14 protein-coding genes and 1 tRNA gene are annotated in these 18580 nt (G+C 45.6%); 13 read left to right on the forward strand and 2 right to left on the reverse strand.

Features of this window, described 5'->3' with window-relative positions; all coding sequences use genetic code 11:
- Nucleotides 1–40 precede the first annotated feature (40 nt).
- The 6 genes from M2133_RS13505 (at nt 41) to M2133_RS13530 (ending at nt 6909) form a co-directional block, all read left to right on the forward strand.
- Nucleotides 41–2020, forward strand: coding sequence for an alpha-L-arabinofuranosidase C-terminal domain-containing protein (locus tag M2133_RS13505; RefSeq protein ID WP_277466709.1), 1980 nt, complete (start codon nt 41–43; stop codon nt 2018–2020).
- A 152-nt stretch (nt 2021–2172) separates the two neighbouring features.
- A complete protein-coding gene (locus M2133_RS13510; RefSeq protein ID WP_277466710.1) occupies nt 2173–3954 on the forward strand; it encodes a helix-turn-helix domain-containing protein in 1782 nt (593 codons plus the stop codon).
- A gap of 136 nt (nt 3955–4090) precedes the next feature.
- Nucleotides 4091–4387: a hypothetical protein gene (locus M2133_RS13515; RefSeq protein WP_277466711.1), complete on the forward strand. Its 297-nt coding sequence runs from the start codon at nt 4091–4093 to the stop codon at nt 4385–4387.
- Between the two features lie 149 nt (nt 4388–4536).
- On the forward strand, nt 4537–5160 hold the full coding sequence (recR, locus tag M2133_RS13520; RefSeq protein WP_277466712.1) for a recombination mediator RecR: 624 nt from the start codon (nt 4537–4539) through the stop codon (nt 5158–5160).
- Nucleotides 5161–5172: 12 nt separating this feature from the next.
- The gene (locus M2133_RS13525) at nt 5173–6357 is read left to right on the forward strand and encodes a glycosyltransferase family 2 protein (RefSeq protein ID WP_277466713.1); all 1185 of its coding nucleotides are present in this window, start codon (nt 5173–5175) and stop codon (nt 6355–6357) included.
- A gap of 3 nt (nt 6358–6360) precedes the next feature.
- Nucleotides 6361–6909 carry a GNAT family protein gene (locus M2133_RS13530; RefSeq protein ID WP_277466714.1) on the forward strand — a complete coding sequence of 183 codons (549 nt, stop codon included), beginning with the start codon at nt 6361–6363 and terminating at the stop codon, nt 6907–6909.
- Here the strand turns inward: M2133_RS13530 and M2133_RS13535 are convergent.
- Together M2133_RS13535 and M2133_RS13540 are read right to left on the reverse strand one after the other, a co-directional pair.
- A complete protein-coding gene (locus tag M2133_RS13535) occupies nt 6878–7474 on the reverse strand; it encodes a YqgE/AlgH family protein (protein ID WP_277466715.1) in 597 nt (198 codons plus the stop codon). The genes M2133_RS13530 and M2133_RS13535 overlap by 32 nt on opposite strands.
- Before the next feature lie 208 nt (nt 7475–7682).
- Nucleotides 7683–8996, reverse strand: a complete 1314-nt coding sequence (locus tag M2133_RS13540; RefSeq protein ID WP_277466716.1) for a pyridoxal phosphate-dependent aminotransferase — start codon at nt 8994–8996, stop codon at nt 7683–7685.
- A 136-nt stretch (nt 8997–9132) separates the two neighbouring features.
- Between M2133_RS13540 and M2133_RS13545 the strand changes: the two genes are divergently transcribed.
- The 7 genes from M2133_RS13545 to M2133_RS13575 all read left to right on the forward strand — a co-directional run bounded on the left by M2133_RS13545 (nt 9133) and on the right by M2133_RS13575 (nt 18546).
- Nucleotides 9133–9206 (forward strand) — tRNA-Asp (locus M2133_RS13545).
- Between the two features lie 198 nt (nt 9207–9404).
- A complete protein-coding gene (locus M2133_RS13550; protein WP_277466717.1) occupies nt 9405–9896 on the forward strand; it encodes a HigA family addiction module antitoxin in 492 nt (163 codons plus the stop codon).
- Nucleotides 9897–9898: 2 nt separating this feature from the next.
- Nucleotides 9899–10558 (forward strand): nucleotidyl transferase AbiEii/AbiGii toxin family protein, encoded by a 660-nt coding sequence (locus M2133_RS13555; protein WP_277466718.1) that lies wholly within the window; start codon nt 9899–9901, stop codon nt 10556–10558.
- 1059 nt (nt 10559–11617) lie between these two features.
- Nucleotides 11618–12178, forward strand: a complete 561-nt coding sequence (locus tag M2133_RS13560; RefSeq protein WP_277466719.1) for a sigma-70 family RNA polymerase sigma factor — start codon at nt 11618–11620, stop codon at nt 12176–12178.
- An 87-nt stretch (nt 12179–12265) separates the two neighbouring features.
- Nucleotides 12266–13243 (forward strand): FecR domain-containing protein, encoded by a 978-nt coding sequence (locus M2133_RS13565; protein ID WP_277466720.1) that lies wholly within the window; start codon nt 12266–12268, stop codon nt 13241–13243.
- A 227-nt stretch (nt 13244–13470) separates the two neighbouring features.
- Nucleotides 13471–16722, forward strand: coding sequence for a TonB-dependent receptor (locus M2133_RS13570; protein WP_277466721.1), 3252 nt, complete (start codon nt 13471–13473; stop codon nt 16720–16722).
- A 21-nt stretch (nt 16723–16743) separates the two neighbouring features.
- On the forward strand, nt 16744–18546 hold the full coding sequence (locus M2133_RS13575; RefSeq protein WP_277466722.1) for a RagB/SusD family nutrient uptake outer membrane protein: 1803 nt from the start codon (nt 16744–16746) through the stop codon (nt 18544–18546).
- Nucleotides 18547–18580: the final 34 nt, after the last annotated feature.

An 18580-nucleotide genomic window follows, 5' to 3' on the forward strand; every position in this document is an offset into this window, starting at 1 on the left:
GCGACTAAATAGTTATTTATTCACTGAAAAGCACTTTTATATGAGAAAAAGTATTCGAAAAGCCACATCTCTCTTTCTTTTAGTCATGGGAGCTGCCGGCTTACTGGCGCAAAAAACTGTATTACCTGTTCCGGGTACAGAAGTGTATCAATTTGCATTAGATGTAAATAAGGTAGGGGCTGAGATTTCGCCCGACATGTATGGCGTTTTCTTTGAAGACATCAATTTCGGAGCCGATGGCGGTTTGTATGGCGAATTAATCAAGAACCGTTCGTTTGAGTTCGAACATCCTTTCACGGGTTGGACGCCTTATGGTAACGTAACGATTCAGACCAAGAATCCGATCTTCGACCGTAATCCGCATTATGCCCGTCTTTCTTATCAGAAGGAGTTGACTTTTACCGGCTTGGATAATGAAGGCTTCCGCGGAATAGGGGTAGAAGAAGGGGAGAAGTACGACCTGACTTTCTATGCCCGTACGGTGACAAACGATCCGATCACGCTGCGTTTCCATCTGGTAAACGAGGCGAATGACCTTTTCGAAGAGAAAAAAGTAGAGGTGAAAGGGAAGAACTGGACGAAATACAGTGTGACGCTGACTCCGAACCGCTCAGCGTTGAAAGCTACTTTCCGCCTGGTGATGGAGACGAAAGGCACCGTGGATCTGGAGCATATCTCTCTTTTCCCGCAAAAGACCTATAATAACCGTAAGAATGGCCTGCGTGCCGATCTGGTGCAGGCATTGAAAGACCTGAAACCGGGTGTTTTCCGCTTTCCGGGCGGCTGTATCGTAGAAGGTAATGACCTGGGTACCCGTTACCAATGGAAACATTCGATTGGAGCGGTAGAGAACCGGCCGATCAATATCAATCGCTGGAACTATACCTTCCACTATAAGAAGTTCAACGATTACTATCAGTCGTATGGCCTGGGCTTCTATGAGTATTTCCTGTTGTGTGAAGACCTGGATGCTGAGCCGCTTCCGGTATTGAGTTGCGGACTGGCTTGTCAGTATGAGAATCATGATCCGAACGAAAACTGTCCGGTCGACAAACTGCAACCGTTTATCGACGATGCCTTGGATCTGATTGAGTTTGCCAATGGCCCGGCTACCTCGAAATGGGGGAAGATCCGTGCGGAGATGGGACATCCTGAGCCTTTTAATATGAAGTATCTGGCGATCGGTAACGAGCAATGGGGCGAACTCTATATCGAGCGCCTGGAGCCTTTCGTGAAACAACTGCGTGAGAAACATCCGGAAATTCTGATTGTTGGTGGATCGGGTCCGGGTTCCGAAGGGGAAGCTTTTGATCACTTGTGGCCGGAGATGAAACGGCTCGAGGTGGATCTGGTGGATGAACATTTCTACCGTACGCCCGAATGGTTCCTCGGCAGTGCTGCCCGTTATGACTCTTACGACCGCAATGGTCCGAAAGTCTTTGCCGGCGAATATGCCTGTCACCCCAATAACCGGGAGAATAGTTTCCTGACCGCGCTTTGCGAAGCGGCCTTTATGACCGGTATGGAGCGCAATGCTGATGTGGTTACCTTGGCCACCTACGCGCCGCTCTTTGCTCATGTCGATGCCTGGCAATGGCGTCCCGACCTGATCTGGTTTGATAACCATTCGGTCGTACGCACCCCGAATTACTATGTGCAACAGATGTATGCCACCAACCCGGGAACGCATGTGCTTTCCTTGACTATGGACAATCAGCCGTTGACAGGCCAAAAAGACCTCTATGCCACGGCTGCTTTGGATAAGAAAACCAACGAACTGATCGTCAAAGTCGCGAATACAGGTATGGCACATCGTCGGGTTAAGATGAATATCAACGGGCTGACCGGTAAACATCGGGGAACCCTTTCCTTATTGCACTCCACGGAGATGGAAGCGAAAAACACGATAGCCGATCCGGATCAGATCGTTCCGGTAAAGAGCGATGTCGAGATCGACGCCGCGGACTGGCAATTGCGTTTGAAGCCTTTCAGTTTCTCTGTTTATCGGATCAAACTTTAAGCGATAAATACCCTGAAAATAAACTACCAGTAGTTTGCGCACAAACTACTAATATTTTGTCGACAAACTACTGGTATTTTATTCGCAAACTACTGGAAGTTTATTTTCAAACTTGTATATTTACACCCGGAAAACAAATTACCCTGTCTGAAATGAGCGTTATTACATTCTCTACTAAGCGATTACTTGCCCTGATCGTCTTTCTTTCGTTACTGCCTGTTTTCATTTATGCCCAATCACCGGTGGCCGGGAAGGTCGATTCCCTTTACCGGATGTTGCCTGCCTTGGAAGGCGAGAAGAAACTGGCGGTTTATACCGAATTGAGCCATCTGTTACATAATTACCCCGATACGACATTCTGCCTTCAGGTCTTTGACGCTTTTGCGCGTGAGGCCAAACGGCAAAAGAATGCTGCCGCAGAGAGTTTGGCCATCAAGAAGCGCATGGTGATTTACGCGTATAGCCTGAACGAAGAGGCTTTTATGGCGCTCTATCCGTCGTTTATGAAGTTTGCCTACGACCATAAACTCTGGGATGATTATTTTTATATGTTTGCCTTTTATTCCGGTTATTTCCTCAAGCAGGAACAAGCTTTGGAGCAGGCCCAGGAGATGTATGCCTTCAGCAGTGAGATAAACAGCCATTACGGAATAGCCACCACCGCCAATATCATCGGCAACCGGTATATCCAGCAACGGCGTCCCGACGAGGCAGAGCCTTTCTTGCGTCAGGCCATCGCGGAATTCAAATTGGCCGACAACCTGAACGATCAGATCGAGAGTTATTCCAACCTCTGTATCTCTTTGCGTAGCCAGGAAAAGTATGACGAATTCTTTGAAACCATGCCCGAGTGGGAAGCCCTCCATGCCGAAAAGGAAAAACGACTCGGAGCGCCCGATCTGACCAGCCGCTTCTATATCGATATTATTTATGCCGAAACCTACTCCCGGATGGAGCAGTTCGATAATGCCCGGCGGTATTTCGATCGGATCGCGGCCTATATCGATTCGTTGCCCGACACGGTGAAAGCCGAATATCTCTATAGCCTGCTCCGGTTGCATATCAATCAGGACAATTATCAGGAGGGGCTGGCGTTGATCGATACCTGTCAGCGTATCATGGAGAAGGTGGAGAACGAACGCATGCTGATCAGTGTGATCCGCAACAATGCCTATCTGTTGACACAGGTGGGGCGCGATGCCGAAGCGGTTGTCGTGCTTGAAGATTATATCCGCCGCAAAGATGCGATGAACCAGGTGGCGATCAATGACCGCTTGGATGAGTTGCGTTCCGTATATGAAGTGGACCGTCTTACCCTGGAAAAGGAAAAACTATCGATGGAGAAACAACGTAACCGGAGTTATCTTATCGGTGTTGCTATCGGCTGTATCCTGTTGTTCTGCCTGCTCTCGGCCTGGATCTTCTATTCACATCGATTGAAATTGAAGAATGTCGGATTGGTCAGCCGTATCCAGGAGCAAGACCGTATGGCGGAAGAATTGGAAAAGCAAACCCGCGAGTTGCGGAAATACCATGTGCTTCTGAACGATCCGTCGACTGTGCCCGATGAAGACGGTTCGCCCGCGGAAGATGAACTATTGGAACGCCTCAAATGCCTGGTCGAAGATAAAGAGGTGTTCACCAACCCTTCGCTCAACCGTAAAACGTTAGCGGAACAACTCAATACCAATGAAGAATACCTGCGTGAAACCATCCATAAAAACTACGGCAAAACCTTTGCCGAATTTATCACCGGCTTACGCCTGAATTACTCCCGTGAACTATTGGCACACGATACCGAAAATTACACGATCGAAGGCATTGCGATCGACTCGGGTTTCGGGTCGCGCAACACGTTTCATCGCCTGTTCCGCAAACAATACGGCCTGTCGCCCGACGAATATCGCCGTTTGATAAAGATTAATACCGCTTAATTCTCTTTCCGAAACCCTGCTGAATGCCAGATTGTTGCAGATTTGGTGCAAGGTTTTGCAGATTTGGAACAGCCAATTGTTTCAGATCCTATACTTTCGCTTCAGGATTTAGAGACTGTAAGTGATTTTAACTGTTATGAGATTAAACGATCCTTTGTCACCTGCCGGTTATTGTTGGGTATATATTGCCCGGGAGTGCGAACCTCCCTCGCAATTCCATATCGGGGCGGCGATAGACCTGCCTCAATTGCTCAACGACAATAAGCAAAAGAGATTGCTCTATTATCGGCAGTTTACGAATGTCCTCGACGGCCTGGCGCATAAGTTGCTGTTGGCCGAACTGAACCGACAAAGCCTCACCCTATTGATTCGCGGGATGAATCCGGAGATGAGGGATTTGAATACGGATTTTAGGATAACGAACATACAGTAAAACAAATCGACACTAACACCCGTTTTAAATACGTTCCTAACGGTATGCTGATGGTTGAGCCCCCCTCAACCATTCAGCTATCCGTTTTTTTTATTCATTTGCCATTTAATTTCTCTATCTTTGATTCCATAAATGAAATCGAAAATAGAATGAACCAAAGATATCCATCCACCTTATTGGAAAATGCAGTGAATGAGCTGTCTTCGTTGCCCGGTATCGGACGGAAGACAGCGCTTCGTCTGGCGCTTTATATGTTGAAAAGAGACGCTTCGTATGTCGAGAACTTTACCGCTGCGCTGACGGCGCTTCGTACGGACGTGAAGTATTGCCGCGTCTGCCATAATATCTCCGACCATGATCTTTGTCTGATCTGTGCCAATCCGCAGCGTAACCGTTCGGTGGTTTGCGTGGTCGAGAGCATCAAAGAGGTGATGGCGATCGAGAATACGGGGCAGTTCAATGGGCTTTATCATGTGCTGGGCGGACGGATCTCGCCTATCGAAGGGATCGGTCCGGGCGATCTGCAGATCGAAAGCCTGGTCGACCGCGTAAAAGCCGGCGAAGTAGACGAAGTGATCCTTGCCCTGAGTACGACCATGGATGGCGATATGACTAACTTTTTTATCCATCGCAAACTGACGGGCCTGGATGTGCAGGTGACGGTGATTGCCCGGGGCGTTTCGATCGGCGACGAACTGGAATATGCCGATGAGGTGACTTTGGGCCGTTCGATCCTGAACCGTACGCGTTTCTCCGATTCAGTCAAAATGTAATCTCTACGACTTATGTACACATACAAATTATCGGTTGTCATTGTCAATTATAATGTGAAGTATTTCCTGGAGCAGTGCCTGCGTTCGGTCGAGGCGGCTGTTGCCGGATTGGATGTCGAGGTCTTTGTGGTCGATAACCATTCGACCGACGGATCCTTGAACTATCTCCGGCCCCTGTTCCCGCAGGTGAACTTTATTGCCAATACGGATAATCCGGGTTTTGCCCGTGCCAACAACCAGGCGATCCGGCAGGCGAAGGGCGAATACATCCTGCTACTGAATCCCGATACGGTAGTGGGCGAGGAGAGTATCCGTACCTTATGCTATTTTATGGACGAACATCCGGATGCCGGTGGGGTGGGCGTGAAGATGATCAATGGCAACGGTGTTTTTCTGCCGGAAAGTAAACGGGCATTTCCGACGCCCTGGGTTTCGTTCTGCAAACTGTTTGGTTTGTCGAAACTCTTCCCGGGCTCGCGCACCTTTTCGCGCTATAGCTTGCCTTATCTGCATCCCGACAAGCAGCATACGGTCGATGTGCTCTCGGGCGCTTTTCTGTTGATGCGCCAGGAGGCGTTACAGAAAGTCGGGTTGTTGGACGAAGATTTCTTTATGTACGGCGAAGATATCGACCTTTCCTACCGGATCAAGCAGGGCGGTTTCACCAATTATTACGTTCCGGAGCGTTTATTGCATTATAAAGGTGAGTCGACCCGGCATAACGATACCAAATATATCAAGGCTTTTTACAACGCAATGCTGATCTTCTACCGGAAGTATTACCCCCGTTCGGGCTTTCTGATGCGGGGACTGATCCGGATCGGCATCGCTGTAAAGGTGCTTTTCGCTTCGCTTTTCGGCTCTTCGAAAGACAAAAGCCGGCGGAAGCAGAAGGTGAAACACCGCCGTTTATTGGTTCTCTGCCGGGAAGAACAGTTTGAAATGGTGAAAAAAGCCTGTGTAAAACAGATGCCCGACCTTGAATATGTCAATCATTGGGATCTGTCGGAAGAACGGGTGATGGATGCGATCTGCCGGAAGAATCAGATGAAAGGCTTTACCGACTATGCTTTTTGTTATCCGGATGTACGCTTTGAGCAGATGTTGCTCTTTATGGATAAGCTGGTGAATAAGAAAGCGATTTATCATATTTACCAAAAAGAAAATGGAGTGTTGATCTCTCCGGGAGATAAATAACGTATGATTTTACTACAGAATGAACATATCCGTTTGCGCGCGCTCGAACCGGAAGACCTCGAGCTATTGTACCGCTTGGAGAACGATACGTCCGTGTGGAACGTAGGGCATACCTTAGCGCCCTATTCGCGTTATGTATTGAAACAATACATCGCAGAGTCGCACCGCGACATTTATGACCTGAAGCAATTGCGCCTGATCATCGAACTGAATGCGACCGGACAGGCAGTCGGCTTGATCGATCTCTTCGACTTCGATCCGCACCATCGCCGGGCCGGAACAGGTATCCTGTTGGAACGGGCGTATTGGGGCAATGGCATAGCGACCGACGCTTTGTTGCTCTTAAGTGAATATGCTTTTTCTTTCCTGAAACTGCATCAGTTGTATGCGCATGTGCCGGTGGAGAACAAAGCCAGCCATGCGCTGTATGCCCGTTGTGGATATACGGTCACAGGCAAGCTCACCGACTGGTTGGTCGATGGCGAAAGCTTTCAGGATGTATTAGTGATGCAGTTGTTTTTCAATTCATCAAAGGATCTTTCGGGAAATTGATCCATGTCCGGTAGCGCTGGCCCAGGCGGGCTAACGAGGTCTTCCAATACGAATCACCTTCGGCACAGAGGATGCTCTCGCTATTATTCGTGCTGACCACCCACGATTCTCCATCGATCTCATGACTGAGCTGGCCTCCGTCCCAACCGGAATAGCCCAGGAAGAATTTAACTTTCCCTTCAATCGAATGCCCACTCAGGATGTATTTCTTCAAAGCGTCAAAGCTACCGTCGAAGAAGAGCGAATGCTCCACAGGCTTAGCATTCGGAATAATCGTATCTCCTAAGGAATGAATGAAAAACAAGCGGTTAGGGCTTACCGGTCCTCCCAAATAGATCGGCATCAGAGGGCTTTTTTCCAGTTCAGGGAAAAAATCATTCACGAAAAGGTCGGTTTTTTTGTTTAAAACAAACCCCATGGACCCTTTTGCATTGTGGTCCACCAATAAAACAACAGATCGTTGGAAGTACAGATCCTGAAGCGAAGGTTCTGAAATCAAGATACTCCCTTGGGATGGAAACAGGTTGTTGTGCGTAATTTTAAATATATTTCTTTCGGATCCCATTGTCCCTGATTAATATAACGGGTTATTAAACAGGGACAATATAAAGGATTTTACCGAAAAAACAACCGGGTACAGCAGTAATTATTGTTAATAAACGTTACGGAGAATTGCTCCCCTTGTTTATCTTTCCGTTCATTAAAATTAGTCGTTTGGCTTGACTCGGCATAATCCATGCAAGCACGGCTTCTGCACTCGCTACTTCAAACGTTCATTTCATTCTGTTTTCCGCAAAAAGCGCCAGGCGTTCTTCCAATAAAGCGTATTGATGATCCTTGATAAAAGAAGTACACGCCCGTAAGCCTTCCTGGTTACTGCCGGTCGTACTCAAAGAGATGGCGCTGATCCCATAGTAAATCAACTCTTCCATTAATTCTCCCCCTTTCATTCCCGGGTAAGCGATTGTAAAATAGAAGCCGTCGGCAATGGGTTCGTCCAAGTCCTGGTCGTACACGATTGTGAAGCCGTATTTGGTGAAGATCTTCTTTAATTTCTCCGCCCGTCTGCCATATTCTTTAACGATCGAAAGGAAGTGGAAAGACCCATCGGCTGCCGCTTTGAACATCGCTGCCAGGGCATACTGTGCCGAATGGCTGGTTCCCGAAGACAAGGCATACAAAACGCGATGAATATAAACCGTTCCGAAGGTTCCGCCGCCATAACGCTGGGTCAAACCTTCGTAGGCCCGGTGATACAATTTATTGGAAATCGCCGTAACCCCGATGCGTTGACCAGCATAACTGAATGCTTTGGAGCCGGAGATCTGCAGGATATAATGATCTGTATAGTTGGCTACGCTCGGCTGATAAGGCGGTTGGAACGGCGTACCCAGTTCTTTGCGGAAGTCCATGGCGAAATACGCCAGGTCTTCAATCACTATCGTATCGTATTGGTTGGCCAGTTCGCCAATGATCTTCAGTTCCTCATCCGTCAGGCAAAACCAGGCCGGGTTGTTCGGGTTGGAATAAACCAAAGCCGCGATATTGCCTTTGGCCAATAGCCCTTCCAGTTTTCCCCGGAGCTTCTCGCCGCGGTATTCATAGACATCGAACGACTCATATTTGCTGCCGATCACCGCGATCTGTTGTTTCTGCACAGGAAATCCCGGATCGATAAACAGAATCGTATCCTTGCCGGCCGTACACTGGGTCGAGGTCAGGAAAGAAGCATACGTCCCTTGCATGGATCCGGTGACCGGAACGCAACCTTCGGGCGCCACATCGATATTTATAAATGCCTTGATAAAGCGGGAGGCTTCCTGTTTTACTTCCGGAATACCATTGATATTGGGATAGATCGAAGCAATACCTTTTTGCAGCGCTTGGATCTCGGCATCTACGCCCACTTGTGCGGCAGGCAGTCCGGGAACCCCCATTTCCATGTGGATAAATTCCGTCCCCGTTTCTTCTTCCAACTGAGAAGAAATGGCCACGACTTCACGGATCGTTGCTTTTCCGAAATCGGGCAGTCCGTACCCTTCAATCACCCTTTTGGCGCTCTGAAAATCTATTGGTGTCTGTTTCATGATTGATTTATTTAGTGCGGTGCAAATATCGGAAATTTATCTTTCTCTTTTCATTTTTTCTCCCAAACTATTGTGCAATCCAATAAACCACGTATCTTTGCAGAGCATTTCAGCGGAAAAGCGAAACAACAAAACTGGAGCGGTAGTTCAGCTGGTTAGAATACCTGCCTGTCACGCAGGGGGTCGCGGGTTCGAGTCCCGTCCGTTCCGCAAAAGCCTACGACAAGAGGCGACGAAAAGAAGTAAAGAGGGCGTATCGAAAGGTACGCCCTCTTTTTCTATATATATTGTCCTAATCGAAAGGTAAACCTCAATAGATTATTCGGTGAAATAATACTTCCTGAAAATATTACTAGAAAATGCAAACAAATTCGTTTGCATTTCGTATCTTTGTGAAAAAGATAGGAGATGAAGCATAATCTAAATACATATAAGGGTATTCATCCGGGGAAAATTATTGATCGAAGGTTGAAGAAACTCAATCTTAGCCAACGTGCGTTTGCCCGAAATATAGGAGAACATAACCAATCTATAAATGCTGTTATTACTGGACGCAGACCTCTCACTACAGAACTTTCCATAAAGATTGAACGGGCATTGGATTTTGAAGAAGGATTTCTTCTTGCGTTACAAGCCTATTATAACGTTGCAGAATATAAACGTAAAGAGGCAAGTGCTTCTGTAACGGGAGTTCCCAATATTCGGAAGATGTTATTCTGGGACACCGATTTTGAAAAGATAGATTGGGGACGTTACCGTAAAGCTGTTATTCAAAGAGTTTTTGAAAGGGGAAATGAGGCAGAGAAAGAAGAGATTATTCGTTTCTATGGAATTCAGCCTTCGGAGATTGACAATTATAAGCCAACAAATTCATACCGTATCCGGGCATATACCAAATGAATATGGAAGAAACAGGATTACAATACAAAACCGTTACTCTGCTTTTGAAAAAGGTTCTTCAACAGTTAATGAATGAACCTCTTTTTATTCCGTTCCGACTTGTTGGCGGTACAAATCTAAGCCTTCGGTATGGGCACCGTCTTTCTGTTGACATTGATCTTTTTACTGATTCAGCATATAGAAGTCTCGATTTTGCTTCTTTTGAAAATTATCTGCGCTCTCAATTTCCCTATTATGATTGCAAGGATAAAGGCTCTATTGTGGGTATGGGACGCAGCTATTACATAGGAAACTCCAAAGATGATTATGTCAAAGTTGATTTGATGTACACTGATCCCTTTATTGGAGAAGTAGAGATACTTGATGGAATACGGATGGCATCTGTTGATGATATTGTAGCAATGAAAATGAATGTCGTTTCTCGTGGAGGACGAAAAAAAGACTTTTGGGATTTGCATTACCTTCTCGGAATTTATTCGCTTTCCGAAATGATTGATCTGCATGAAAAGAGACACGAATGGGAACACAATGCAACTGAACTTCTCCGTAATTTCATAGATTTCTCTGTTGCGGATGAGATGCCTGACCCTATATGCCTTTTAGAAAAGGATTGGGATGATATAAAACTTGATTTAATAGAGATAGTTGAAAATATGAAATAAAATTCACATCCTTTGCAGTGTAAATTATGTGCGGCCAAGAGAGGCCAAAGCGGTGACAAACAGGAATATATTTGTACTCCTAAAGTGTTCACCTTGCAGCAAAAATAAAGATTAAAACGTTGATATTGAGGTGTGGGTTGCAGTACTTAATGAGTCCCGTCCGTTCCGCTATTATTCCGATAGTATAAATTGAAGCGTTGAAAGTTAGTGCTTTCAACGCTTTTTTTAGTTCCCACGACCTGTGAAGTGACGAATAAAGGGATCACCCCGAACCGAAGGTCGCTTAGCGAAGCGTAAAGCAAAAGTTGTGGATTCGAAATTCGAGTGGGTATTATGGCACGCAGATGACGCAGACTAAAGCGCAGATCTACGCAGATAATTTATTATGAATTAAATATTTATCTGTGACCATCTGCGCTTTAGTCTGCGTCATCTGCGTATTCTATTATCATCAAGTAGGAACTTCTCCACAATAATACGGGGTGATCCCGAATAATGATGGATTTCTAAACTGTTGAAAATGAGATGTTAATATTCTCTTCAGAAACTACCGGTAGTTTGCGCACCAACTACCGGTAGTTTGGCGACAAAATATTAGTAGTTTGCGCGCAAAGTACCGGTAGTTTACCACATAAAAATTTTCACCCCCGTCTTCACCTTTCACCCCTTCACCGAGATCCCTGTATTGATCAGCGTTTTGGGTGAAGGAATCCCTTAAAAAACGACACAGCTGGAGGCTTCCCCAAAAACTCCGCCGGCCTTTTAGAAAACCCTGCCGGCCTTTTGCAAAACTCCGGCGGCCTTTTGGAAAATCCTGCCGGCCTTTTTCGGTAAGCCTCCATCCTTTCCCAAGCCTTCACCCGAAACGCTGATCAATACAGGGATCTGGCGGCCGGGTGAAAGGTGGAAGGGGGGTGTGAAACTTTTATGTGTAGCCTGTCCAAATAAAACATCGCACTTTCGTCGGCCAAAGCGCAATGTTTTTTCGACCAAAGTGTAATGTTTTTTCGGCCAAAGTGCAATGTTTTATTTATATTTGGATTCTCTTAGTGGTGTGCCATGATAATAAATAGAGACGAATTCTATATCACCGAACTTAAAAATGATTCGCATCGGGCTTTCAGCTGCCTATATGATATTTATGCTGATAGCTTGTATGGGTTTGTCTTGTTGCACACTAAATCTACGTTTTTATCCGAAGAAATCGTGCAGGATACCTTTATCAAGATCTGGACAAACAGGCATAAACTGAACACGGAAGGTTCGTTTAAGTCCTTGTTGTTCACTATGGCTAAGCATCAACTGATTGATTCGTTCAGGAGTCAGATCAATAAAATTGAGTTTGTTGATTTTATTGAATATTGTGAAGAACAACATACACATAATCCGGTCGAAGAGGATATTTATTATGAAGATTTCTATGAGAAACTGACACAGGCAAAACAAATTCTGTCCGAACGCCAACGCCTTGTTTTTGAGCTTAGCCGTGAAAAAGGACTAGAACTAAAAGCCATTGCCGATACCTTGGGAGTGTCGGAACAGACGGTGAAGAACCAACTTTCTTCTGCCCTGAAAACGCTTCGTGAGAAGCTGAAAGAGTACAGTTATTACTTCTGGTAATCCAAAAAATGTTTTACAACACATAAAGGCGCATGGTACTAAATCCTGTGCCAATCGTGTAATCGATAGAACGTATAACTGTATCGTATGAAATCTCGTCTTGTTACATTATATATAAACTATCTGCTGGGAAGCTATTCAAAAGAAGAGTTCCTGGAGATGAAGGCCCTTATCCGCAACGTGGACAACAGGGAACTGGAAGAGATGATGCATAACGCATGGAGTGATGAAATGCCATTCCCTTCGATGGCAGAGCCTACCAAGACCCGCTTAAAATCAAATATATTGACGGCTGTTTCTTTTGCTGATGGCAAGAGGCGGAAAAAGACAAACTGGTGGGCCGTTGCTGCAGTCGCCCTTATTCTTTTGTTCAGTGGGCAATCCCTGTTCTATTGGGTGAGGAGTCCGGAAAAAGAGGAGAGCCCGGTGATTGTAAACATCGATAAAGGACAAAAGGCAGTAATCAAGCTGCCGGATAATTCGGATGTGCATCTCAATGCGGAAACCCGTTTGGCGTACGACCTGAATAATCGCAAGCAGCGTCATGTGACATTAAGCGGAGAGGCCTACTTTGAAGTAGAGAAAAACGAAGAGCGGCCTTTTATCGTTGATATGGGTGAAGTGCAGATCTGGGTCGTGGGAACCTCTTTTAATGCGAAGACATACAACGATGAAGAGTATATCTATGCCTCTTTGGTCGACGGGAGTATTAAGCTGACCAGCAAATATTTTGAAGGATTTCAATACCTAAGTCCGAAAGAACAGTTTGTTTTTTCGAAGAAAGATGGTTCTTTCCGGATTATTCCCTTTGACAACTTGCAGGAGTTGGGCTGGATGGAAGATCGTTTGACTTTCAGTTCGGAGCCGTTGCATAAGATTATCACCCGCATTGAACGTTGGTATGGCGTGAATATCGACCTGCAATGTCCGGAGATAAAAGATGACCTGATGTCCGGCGCATTCCTGGGTGAAGAATTGATTGATGTGCTTGAAGCAGTAAAAATCCAATACAATGTAGACTATACAGTCAAAGGAAAGAATGTAGTAATCAGTATTAACAAATAAAACAGAACACATGAGAGACACTTAGCACAACAAGAAAAGCCAAAGGATGTGCAGATCCTCTGGCTTTTAGAATGTTAATTCTTGAAAAAGAAGTAATCAATTAACAAGTATCAACCTTTTATCTTTTTAAAATCATGAGTGCAAATTTAAGTAATCGAATTTGTTTAACCGCGGATTATGTCAAAAATCCGTTCAAACGATTCTTAATAATTGTTATTACGTTGTTTATGACAATGGGCGTGCAGGCACAGTCGATAGAACAGCCTATAACAATTCAAGTCAACAAAGTCAATCTGAGAGAGTTTTTTAAAGAAGTAGAAAAGCAATCGACTTTTACTTTTGTTTATCGCGATATCATTCTCGATGAGAAGCAGGATATCACGCTCGATGTTTCGCAGAAATCATTGGAGAGTGTATTGACGCAGGTATTGAACCCGAAAGGACTGGCTTTTCGGGTGAGTAACAAAACCATTGTGATCATACAACAAGAGAATCGAGGGAGTCGGGACGCCAATCGGCAGACGGCACCGGCATCAACCATTTCAGGCACAATCAATGATGCCGTAGGGGAACCGATGATCGGGGCAACGGTGCAGTTAAAAGGAACAACAACCGGTACGATAGCCGATTATGACGGACATTTTTCGCTTGCCGGGATTCGAATCGGAGATATCCTTGAAGTTTCCTATATCGGTTACAATGCCCAGGAGATTGTTGTAAAAGACGATAAGCCATTAGCTATCGTGTTGAAAGAGGATGTTCAGTTTCTGGATGAGGTGGTTGTTGTCGGTTATGGTGTTCAAAAGAAATCGGATATTACCGGAGCCGTTGCTTCGCTGTCGTCCGAGATGTTGGAAGAGAGGCCACAGACCAATATCATTCAATCCTTACAAGGGGCTATTGCCGGGTTGAATATCTCTATCACCGGTTCGAATGCCGAAGGTTCTTCTTCCACGACGACAATCCGCGGTACGAACTCTATTACCGCATCTAACAATCCGTTGATTATTATGGATGGTATTCCCTTTGAAGGGCCTTGGTCTGAAATCAATTCCAATGATGTTCAGTCTATTGAAGTGCTCAAAGATGCCTCTTCAGCGGCAATTTATGGTGCCCGCGGATCAAACGGGGTAATCCTTATAACAACCAAAAAGGGGGATGCAGGAAAGCTCAGTGTTTCTTATAATGCTTTTTTTACCTCTACCAAGCCAACCAATCTGCCCCGGATGATGAATGGGGAAGAGTATTGGAAGTATAAGCTTGAGGCATTGGAAGAGGCGAATACAACCACACCAACGGAAAGCAATCCGCAACCGTGGCTGGCCAATATGACCGATACGGAGGTTCGTATGCACAATGCCGGGATCTATACGGATTGGATCGATGTGATTACCCGCGATGCTTTCTCGCAACAACACAACCTCTCTTTTCGTGGCGGAGCGAATAAAACAAAGTATTATATCTCTTTGAACTATATTAACGCGGAAGGTATTTCGCTGAACGATCAGTATGAACGTTATAATTTCCGCATCAACCTGGAGCAAGAGTTTTTTTCCTGGCTGAAGTACTCAAGCAACACGCAATTGGGGCGATATGACCGTAGTGGAAAAAGTCCTGACTTTGGACGTGCTTTTCTGATGATTCCGTTGGCTGAACCTTACAATGAAGATGGCTCAGTAAAACTAAAAGCGTGGGAGCACTCAAGCGAAGCGTTCAATCGTAATCCATTGAGTAATATCAAAGAGAAGAACAGCGATGTGCGTTATAAGGTGATAACAAATAATGCGTTGGATGTTTCTATTCCCTGGGTAAAAGGACTGACGTATCGACTGAATACCGGTTTTACTCTGGAGACCAGTTCCTATAAGAATTATAGAGGGAGAGACACCTACCAGGGAGAAGGCTCGAATGGTGAACTTAATTTGGATGAATGGACTTCGACGGATTGGATCATTGAGAACATCGTCAACTATGCCAACCAGTTCGGCAAACACAGTATCTTCTTTACCGGTCTTTATTCCACGCAAAGCAAAGTGTACGAGCAAACCACAGTGAGCGGAAAGGACTTCCCGAACGATGTAATGTCTTACTATCAGGTAGCAAAAGCAGGGACACTGTCCGGGACCGGAAGTTATTGGAAACAAAACCATATCTCGCAGATGGCTCGTCTGAATTATTCTTATGATAGCAAATACCTGATTACGCTTACTGCCCGTCGGGATGGCTATTCCGCATTTGGGGAAGATAGTAAATTCGGTGTATTCCCCTCTTTGGCTTTAGGATGGAATCTATCCAATGAAGGGTTCTTTATGAATTCAAAGGTGAGTGATGTTGTCAGCAGTCTGAAATTGAGGACCTCCTATGGTATGAATGGTAATGAAGCGGTAAGCGGAGCTTACGTAACTCTGCCCAGCTTGAATACCTTTAATTATCTGACAGAAGACCACAAACCGATGTATGGCTTTTATCCGGTACAGTTAGCTTCTCCAAACCTGGGTTGGGAAACAACTACTTCTTTCAATGTAGGTGTTGATTTCGGTATTCTGGAAGGACGTATTCAGGGAACATACGATATGTATTGGTCGAATACCAAAGATTTGTTACTGCAAAGAACGATTCCGACTATTAATGGAACGAACGTACTGTTGGATAACGTAGGTGAAACTTCAAACAGAGGCTGGGAACTACAATTGTCTTCAACCAATATCCTGAAGAAGAACTTCAAGTGGAATACGACATTGAATCTGGTACATTATAACTCAAAGATTAAGAACGTCGGGCTGTTTGATGAGGATGGCAAGCCTATCGATGATGTGGCTTCCGGTTGGTTTATCGGTGAGTCGGTTGGGGCGAACTATGATTATGTGTTTGATGGCATTTGGCAAATCACCGATCCGGCAAATCCTAAATCAGCACAAGATCCGAACTACCCTTCTTCCATCCCGGGCTATATGAAATATAAAGACCTGGACGGAGAGGTAGGAATCACCACAGCCGATAAGGCGATCATTGGCAAGAGCATTCCGGATATCACGATCGGTATGATGAATATGTTTACCTACAGAGACTTTACATTGAGCTTCTTTCTCAACTCACAGTTTGGCCGGACGGCCAGAAATTACCTGAGAGATGTGAATGGCAACTCCTATGCGCAGAACAAGATGATGATTGAGTTTTGGACGCCGGATAATCCAATCAATACCTATCCTAAGAATCAACTTAACAACGGGGTAAACCCCGAAGGTGCAGGTTTCTATGAAAAAACAGATTTCATCCGTTTACAGGATGTCACCCTCTCTTACAAATTGCCAAAGACGTTGATGACCAAGGCTGGCATAGAGCGCCTGGAAGTTTATACCAATTTGAAGAATCTCTATACCTGGACAACTTGGACTGGCTTGGATCCTGAATATATAAGCAGCCAGCGGGCAGCTCCTCAAACGCGTTCGGTTGTTGTGGGGGTAAAGTTTGATTTCTAACATGTTTAAAAGAATGAAGATATGAAAAAGTCAATTTCTATTCTAATTATATTATCTCTTGTCTTGATGATGTCGGGGTGTGACGAGACTGATTTTCTCAAAGAAGAACCTCGCGATGCGATATACGCAGAAAATCTTTTAGTTGATCAGGCAGGTTTTCAATCCATGATAACGGCTTTACACGGACTTATGCGGAATGAATACCGTCGGGGCGACTCCAATGGCGTAGGAAGTATTCCGGTCGTTCTGCATGCTGCTTTCTCGAGTGGCGCAGATAATGCTTGGGCGAATAATGCCAGTCAGGAACTGAAATTCCTTTATTATCCCAGTGAGATACGTAAGACCGACCTGGCTATTTTTGAAGGAACATTCCTTTGGTTATACAAGATCATTAACACGGCCAATATGGTTATCTCCCGTGCCGAACGTACATCGGTTGATTGGGGCGGCAACTCGGAAGCAGAGAATCTGGCCAATAAAAATGATATTGTTGCTCGTGCCAAGTTCTTCCGTGCTTGGGCTTATCGTCATCTGACCTATTCGTATGGTGCAGTGCCTCTTTCTACCGAAGAGATTGACGGATTGAACTACCGTACCGACTGGGAGCGTAACCCGGTAGCTGAAATACGGGAAGTGATGGAAGATGATCTTACGTTTGCCGTGAACACCCTTCCTTTGCGTACTTCGAATAACAATGCCATATCGGGTGCAATGGCCCGTCATTACCTGGGCGAACTTTACCTGGCTATGGGTAATCCCGATGAAGCGATCAATGTACTTCGCCCGTTAGTCGAGAGTGGGGATTATTCGCTGATGACGGCTCCTTTCGGACAAAGCCCGGCAACGCCTGATTGTCCGTTTATCGATGTCTTTACCACTCCGGCCTATAAAGATGGGAACAGAGAGGTGTTGTTCTACTTTGTGAATACCGAACCGACGATAAGTTCGGCCGGTGTTCCCGGTGATATGTATATCAAGAGTACATGGAAGAATTATTATGTGAATGACGCAGTGATCAAGAACAGCAATCGTAGCGCACCTGAATTTACCAGTGGTACACTTACTCATCCGCAAGTGTTTTGGCTGAATAATGGGGGGAAAGGTGCCGGACGCGTCTCTGTCTCCCTCGGAGCGATTCGGTTGTACAACTATAAGAATATGGGTGCACAGGATATGCGTATCAATGAACCGGCATTTGTCTGGAAGATCTATGAGAAAGATGCTTCAGGTAATATCGTCGAGTTCCTGGATAAGGGTGTATCGCCTATCGATACCACGCTGACCTCGACTATGCTTGACGATACCCGCACGACGATCCAGAACTACAAATGGCCCTCTACCCGTAAATGGGATTATGTACAGATGATTGCCACTTCGGGCGAGATCGATGCTACGTATGCCGATGTAGTCTATCTTCGTCTTTCCGATAGCTACCTACTCTATGCCGAAGCGCAATACAAAAAGAACAACTATGATGAGGCGATCAAGTGGATCAATCGGGTGCGTGAGCGTGCCAACGCTGTGGCGATTACGACAGCCGACTTGTCGAGCGGTGGTTTGGATCTGATATTGGATGAACGCAGCCGTGAATTGTTGTGTGAAGAAGAACGCCGTCATACGTTGATGCGTGTGAGCCAGGAAAACGGTGGGGATGAACGGGATGTGAATAATTACTTCAAACGGCGCTCGCGCGAACATAACGAGGTGGCAGGTCGTGATGCACGAGGGATGAATACGTATGAAGTTCCGGTTCTCTTCCCCTTACCGCAGATCTTTATCGACTCAAATACGGGACGCGCACTGCAGAATAACCCGGGTTATTAATTATCAACTCTATTACAATCTTATTTCGTTTCTC

It is taken from the genome of Parabacteroides sp. PF5-6 (genome assembly GCF_029504695.1).
Classification (GTDB): domain Bacteria; phylum Bacteroidota; class Bacteroidia; order Bacteroidales; family Tannerellaceae; genus QVMG01.

Coding starts and splice junctions, on each gene's coding strand:
- M2133_RS13525 (WP_277466713.1), top strand. CDS start 5,173: ATGTACACATACAAATTATCGGTTGTCATTGTCAATTATAATGTGAAG.
- M2133_RS13515 (WP_277466711.1), top strand. CDS start 4,091: ATGAGATTAAACGATCCTTTGTCACCTGCCGGTTATTGTTGGGTATAT.
- M2133_RS13575 (WP_277466722.1), top strand. CDS start 16,744: ATGAAAAAGTCAATTTCTATTCTAATTATATTATCTCTTGTCTTGATG.
- M2133_RS13505 (WP_277466709.1), top strand. CDS start 41: ATGAGAAAAAGTATTCGAAAAGCCACATCTCTCTTTCTTTTAGTCATG.
- recR (WP_277466712.1), top strand. CDS start 4,537: ATGAACCAAAGATATCCATCCACCTTATTGGAAAATGCAGTGAATGAG.
- M2133_RS13555 (WP_277466718.1), top strand. CDS start 9,899: ATGGAAGAAACAGGATTACAATACAAAACCGTTACTCTGCTTTTGAAA.
- M2133_RS13540 (WP_277466716.1), bottom strand. CDS start 8,996: ATGAAACAGACACCAATAGATTTTCAGAGCGCCAAAAGGGTGATTGAA.
- M2133_RS13510 (WP_277466710.1), top strand. CDS start 2,173: ATGAGCGTTATTACATTCTCTACTAAGCGATTACTTGCCCTGATCGTC.
- M2133_RS13570 (WP_277466721.1), top strand. CDS start 13,471: ATGACAATGGGCGTGCAGGCACAGTCGATAGAACAGCCTATAACAATT.
- M2133_RS13560 (WP_277466719.1), top strand. CDS start 11,618: ATGATAATAAATAGAGACGAATTCTATATCACCGAACTTAAAAATGAT.
- M2133_RS13550 (WP_277466717.1), top strand. CDS start 9,405: ATGAAGCATAATCTAAATACATATAAGGGTATTCATCCGGGGAAAATT.
- M2133_RS13535 (WP_277466715.1), bottom strand. CDS start 7,474: ATGGGATCCGAAAGAAATATATTTAAAATTACGCACAACAACCTGTTT.
- M2133_RS13565 (WP_277466720.1), top strand. CDS start 12,266: ATGAAATCTCGTCTTGTTACATTATATATAAACTATCTGCTGGGAAGC.
- M2133_RS13530 (WP_277466714.1), top strand. CDS start 6,361: ATGATTTTACTACAGAATGAACATATCCGTTTGCGCGCGCTCGAACCG.